This is a genomic window from Dehalococcoidales bacterium, from assembly GCA_028716225.1.
In the GTDB taxonomy this organism is placed as follows: Bacteria; Chloroflexota; Dehalococcoidia; order Dehalococcoidales; family UBA5760; genus UBA5760.
The window spans coordinates 1-5,744 of record JAQUQE010000068.1 but is presented as its reverse complement, the minus strand read 5'-3'; the positions used below and the strand labels follow the sequence as shown (position 1 = coordinate 5,744).

The 5,744-nt window shown below is 51.1% G+C and carries 5 protein-coding genes; all 5 read left to right on the top strand.

Annotation, left to right across the window (positions count from 1 at the left end):
- Positions 1 to 146: 146 nt before the first annotated feature.
- From PHI12_13190 to PHI12_13170, 5 genes are read left to right on the top strand one after another with little or no spacing between them, the layout of a single operon-like run.
- Positions 147 to 629, top strand: a complete 483-nt coding sequence (locus PHI12_13190; protein ID MDD5511747.1) for a phage terminase small subunit P27 family — start codon at positions 147 to 149, stop codon at positions 627 to 629.
- A 4-nt stretch (positions 630 to 633) separates the two neighbouring features.
- Positions 634 to 2,184, top strand: a complete 1,551-nt coding sequence (locus tag PHI12_13185; protein MDD5511746.1) for a terminase large subunit — start codon at positions 634 to 636, stop codon at positions 2,182 to 2,184.
- A gap of 11 nt (positions 2,185 to 2,195) precedes the next feature.
- A complete protein-coding gene (locus PHI12_13180; protein ID MDD5511745.1) occupies positions 2,196 to 3,446 on the top strand; it encodes a phage portal protein in 1,251 nt (416 codons plus the stop codon).
- Complete coding sequence (locus tag PHI12_13175) at positions 3,439 to 4,395, top strand: HK97 family phage prohead protease (protein MDD5511744.1); 957 nt, start codon at positions 3,439 to 3,441, stop codon at positions 4,393 to 4,395. Before PHI12_13180 ends, PHI12_13175 begins: the two co-directional genes overlap by 8 nt.
- A 1-nt stretch (position 4,396) precedes the next feature.
- A complete protein-coding gene (locus PHI12_13170) occupies positions 4,397 to 5,632 on the top strand; it encodes a phage major capsid protein (protein ID MDD5511743.1) in 1,236 nt (411 codons plus the stop codon).
- Positions 5,633 to 5,744: the final 112 nt, after the last annotated feature.

Sequence of the window (5,744 nt, the reverse complement as noted above, 5' to 3'; positions counted from 1 at the left end):
AATTTAATGTCTTTGTGTCATAGTTGTCATATGAAGATACATGTTAATACGAGGTAGGGGTATCTATTTTCTGAGGACCTGGTCATAAAGGAACCGGCGCGGAGTCTCGCGCAAACTTTCGCAAAATTTATTTAGGGGGGTAGGAAGTGAGGCCAGGACGACCAAAAAAACCAACAGCATTACGTAAGCTCGAAGGCAACCCTTCCAAGCGCCCATATCCTAAAAACGAGCCACAACCCGATCTATCCATCCCAGATTGCCCTGATTGGCTACTCCCTGAAGCTAAAGAAGAATGGGAGCGCGTTGCTCCTCAACTCAACAAGCTCGGGTTATTAACTCAGCTTGATCGAACTGCACTGGCTGCCTATTGCCAGAGCTACGCCAAATGGGCCGAGGCTGAACGATGGCTTAAAGAACATGGCCCAGTATACCCTATTCTCAACGAAGATGGCTCGGTTCGTTATCTTCAACAGGCTCCACAGGTTGGGATAGCCAACCAATGTCTAAAACAGATTCGCGCCTTTTGTTCCGAATTTGGACTTTCGCCAGCTTCTCGTTGCCGGATAGAGCTCCCATCAGGGAAGGGCGAGGATGAATTCCTGGATCAGCTTATAACAAAGATGGGGTGATCCTTTGTTTTCTAAGGAGAAGGCTAACTGGGCGATAAATTTTATCTCGCAATTACGCCACACTAAGGGTGAATGGGCAGGCAGTCTATTTAACCTGCAGGAGTGGCAAAAAGACTTTATTCGCCAGTTATTTGGCGCAACAAACGAAGACGGCACACGACAATATCGAACTGCATATCTTGAGATCCCTAGGAAAAATGGCAAAACCGAGCTCGCAGCAGCTATAGCTTTGTTTATGCTTTTTGCAGATGGTGAGCAAGGGGCAGAGATTTACTCAGCCGCTGCAGATCGGGAGCAAGCCTCGCTAGTTTTTAACGCTGCAGCCACAATGGTACGCAATAGCAAGGCTTTATCTTCGCTTTGTAAAATTATCGATTCCCAGAAGCGGATCGTTTGCTACAAAACCAACAGCTTCTATCGGGCCATATCAGCCGAGGCTTACAGCAAACACGGCTTCAATGCCCACGCAGTAATTTATGACGAACTACACGTCGCACCGGATAGGGACTTGTGGGACGTGCTTCAAACATCTATGGGCGCAAGGCGCCAGCCACTTATGCTCGCCATTACCACGGCAGGTTATGACCGAAACACTATTTGCTGGGAGCTCCACGAATATGCTAAAAAGATAATCGATGGCGTTATAGACGACAAAACATTTCTGCCTCTTATCTACGCGGCCGATCAAGAAGACGATTGGACTGATGAGGCCGTATGGAGAAAGGCAAATCCAAACCTTGAAATATCAATAAAACTTGATTTCTTGCGTCAGGAATGCCAAAGGGCGCAGGAAATACCGGCTTACCAGAATACGTTTAGGAGGCTCCACCTGAACCAATGGACTACCCAAAGCACGCGTTGGATAGATATGGGCGCATGGGCAGAGTGCGGCAGTCGCGATATCGACCATGCCGAGCTTGCTGGCCTGAGGTGCTGGGCTGGGGTCGATCTTTCTACCACGACCGATATATCCTCATGCGCGATAGTGTTCGAGCCGGACGACGATGGGATAGTTCATGTGCTTTCTTATAGCTGGGTCCCGCGCGACAACATTGCCGCAAGAGTTAGAAGGGACAGGGTCCCATACGACACGTGGGCAAGAAGCGGATACATAACGGCCACAGATGGCAATGTTATAGATCACGACTGGATACGCGTTACCATAAGGGACGAGATTAAGAATCGCTTCCCACTTCTGCAAGTTGTAGGATATGATCCATGGAACGCCACGAAGTGGGCTATAGACCTTGAGAATGATGGCGTGCCGGTGATGGAGGTGCGCCAGGGCTTCAAGACGATGTCGCCAGCATGCAAAGAGCTTGAGCGGCTGATTATCGGACGCAAATTGCGCCATGATAATAATCCAGTTTTGACTTGGGCGATGGACAACTTAGTAGTAGTCCAGGACCCAGCAGGCAATATTAAGCCAGCCAAAGACAAGTCGACAGAACGGATAGACCCGGCCGTGGCCATGATAATCGCAATATCGGCGATGCTCCAGTCGGATGCCCCGGTCGAGAGCGCTTATGAAAACAGGGGCGTATTCGCCGTATAGGGAGGCAGGAGATGGGGATATGGCAGGGCATAAAAAGATTCTTTAATAAACGGGCCTCGTCACTGGCGGGTGGACCACAATGGTTCAACAGCTGGATTGCCGGAGGTGGCGAAACGGCATCTGGGATTTACCTCAACGAAGAGGACTTGCTCAGGGTTTCGGCTGTCTATGCATGCATAAATCTCATAAGCAATACCATAGCTTCGCTGCCGGTGCCTACCTACGAACGCGTGGACCCGAGGGGAAGGCGGAGGGCAAGAGAGCATTGGCTTTATGACATTATCCAGTATCAACCAAACGAGGAAATGACCAGCTTCGACTTCAGGAAAATGATGCAGGCCCAGCTTGAGCTGTTTGGCAATTGCTATGCATATATAGTCAGGAATGGTCGAATGGAGGTCACGGCCATGTGGCCGATACCTGCGCCCTTTGTGAGGCCGTTCAGAAACGATAGTCAAGACCTATTTTATGAAGTCAGTTTGCCAGACAAAGCGCTTACTGTGATACCGGCGAGGGAGATGTTTCACGTTCGCGGTCTATCAAATGATGCCATAAATGGATACAGGCCATTGAAATTTGCCAGAGAAATAGCAGGCCTTGCCCTCGCGGCCGAGCAATACGGCGCCTCTTTCTTCGCTAACGGCGCAGTAGCCTCCGGCATCGTGGAGATCCCAGGCAAGCTGTCAGAACAAGCCATGAAGAATTTTAAGGAGTCATTCAGGGATAAATACGAAGGCCTTGGCAAGGCACACAGGGTCCTATTTCTTGAAGAGGGGCTCAAGTGGCACCAGATAACAATACAGAATGACAACGCACAATTTATAGAGACGCGTAAATATCAGACAGAAGAAGTGGCCCGCTTCTTCGGCGTGCCGCTCCATAAGATTTCTTCGCTCGAAAAGCCAAGCTACGCGTCTATTGAGCACATGTCGATCGAGTTTGTGCAGGATTGCTTACGGCCTCGGCTAGTGAATTGGGAACAACAAATAAGGCGACAGCTCCTACGCGAGAGCGATAAAAAGAAGTATTACGTGGAGTTTGTGATAGATGGTCTACTCCGTGGTGACGTTGCGAGCAGGTCACAATACTACAGCAAGGGCAGGAATGACGGATGGCTTAGCGCGAATGACATAAGGGAGCTCGAGAACATGAATCCGATACCGGCAGAGGAGGGCGGGGACGCCTACCTCATAAATGGCAACATGATGGCCATTACTTCAGTGGCACCAACCAGAAAGGAGGTGAAAGATGGGGATGAGTAAAGACAAGATGGAGCGTAGATACATAAACACCGCGATTGAGCTTCGGGAAGCAGACGCCGAACCAATAATTTCCGGCTACGCTGCCAGGTTTAATGAATTATCAGAGGAGCTTTGGGGTTTCAAAGAAATGATCCGCCCCGGAGCGTTCAGCGAAGCCCTGCAAGGCTCAGATATTAGGGCTTTGTTCAACCACGATCCGTCTCAGATTGTAGCTCGGACGAAGAATAACACCTTACGCGTATGGGAGGATGAACATGGCCTCCGCTATGAGTTCACGCCGAACATGAAAACCACAGCAGGAAGGGACCTCGTGGAGCACATTAAGCGCGGAGACGTCGACCAGTCGAGTTTCGGGTTCTCGATGGAAGGCGGAAAAGAGGAATGGGACGACACCGGAGATATGCCAGTGCGCACGCTTATAAAAATACCACGCCTTTATGACGTCAGTCCCGTAACATATCCGGCCTATCCCTCAACGTCGGTCGGAGTCAGAAGCGCAAGAGATGTGTTTGAAGAGCACATGGAGAAGAGGGGTGTTGACCCGGGTGACGTTTCAAACGAGCTTGCACCCGAAAATGAGGATTGGGAAGCGCCAGCCTTAGAGGATTTTACCAGTGAGTCGTGGGAGGATTTAAGCGATGCCGAGAAACGCAGGATCGCAAAGCACTTCGCATGGGCAAGAACTATGCCCCCAGAGGCGTACGGCGACCTGAAACTTCCCCATCACAGGCCAAGCGATGGCGCAGTGGTGTGGCGGGCGGTGGCCAATGCAGCAGCGAGGTTGCCTCAGACCAACCTGCCAGAGGCCGATATGGCTAAGGTGCGCGCCCATTTAGGCAAGCATTACAGGCAATTCGATAGGACGCCGCCGTGGGAAGAGGACGCGAAAAGGAAAATCATAATCGCAAAAAGAAAGTTAAACTTATACAAAATAAAGGAGATGAAGTGATATGGGAGATAAAATTAAAGAGCTACTCGAGAAAAGAGCAAATATTTGGGAACAGGCCAAGGAGCTTGTAGATCGTGCCGAGGCCGAGAACAGGGACTTTACTGCAGAGGAGCAGGTGCAGTACGACAAGATGTTCGACGAGATGGATTCTCTTGCCAAAAGGGCCAAGAGGCTCGAAGAGCAGGAGAAGGAAGAACGAGAGCTTGATAAGCCCGTAAACAACCCCATCAAAGCCACGCTTGGCGAGAAAGACGACAGGGCAGCCAAGGTGATGGATGCGTTTCGCTCCTACATCATGACTGGCGCTATCAAACCAGAATTGAGAGACCTGCAGGTGCTAAGCGGCGAAACACCAGCAGACGCAACATGGGGCGGCTACATGGTCCCGCCTCAGCAATTCATAGCTGAGCTTATCAAGGCATTGGACAACGCCGTGTTCATGAGGCGTATAGCGCGAGTATTTCAGGTTACCACATCTGATTCGCTCGGTGCGCCCGTACTTGATGTCGACATGAGCGACGCTGCCTGGACGACCGAAGTGCAGGACTTGACTGGCGCTGGCCTATTAGATACCGCAATGAGGTTCGACAAGCGCGAGCTCAAACCGCAGCAGCTGGCGAAGTCCATAAAGGTGTCCATGAAGCTGCTCAGGGTGAGCGCAATCCCCGTCGAGGCGCTGGTGCGCGACAGGCTGGTTTATAAGTTTGCCACCGCGATGGAGAACGCCTTCTTGAACGGCGCCGGCACTACTGAGCCATTGGGCGTGTTTACCGCAAGCGTTAATGGTATAAGCACCGCCAGGGATTTTAGCACCGGTAACACGACAACTGCAATCAGTGCTGATAACCTCATCGAGGTAAAGTATGCGCTCAAGGCACAATACAGAAATGGTGCGCAGTGGATTTTCCATCGCGACGCCATAAAGATGATCTCCAAGCTGAAAGATGGCGAAGGGCAATATCTGTGGCAGCAAGGGCTTGCAGCGGGACAGCCTGATACGATCCTCAATCTGCCCGTGAACGAGTCCGAGTATGCTCCCAGTACGTTCGCCACCGGCCAATACGTCGGTATCCTGGGCAACTTCCAGTTCTACTGGATTGCAGAGTTGTTCGGCATGGAGATTCAGAGGCTGAGCGAGCTGTTTGCGGCCACTTCACAGGTCGGTTTCATCGGCAGGATGTGGGCAGACGGTGCGCCCGTTCTCGAAGAGGCCTTTGCACGCGTGAAGTTAGCGTAGCAAAGCGATGGGGGCCGCCAATCGGCCCCCCAACACTAAAACTGGAGGGATGATGAGTGGTAGAATATAATGCCAAAGTATACAGGAAACAGGGTGGAGAAGAGCTTGTAGT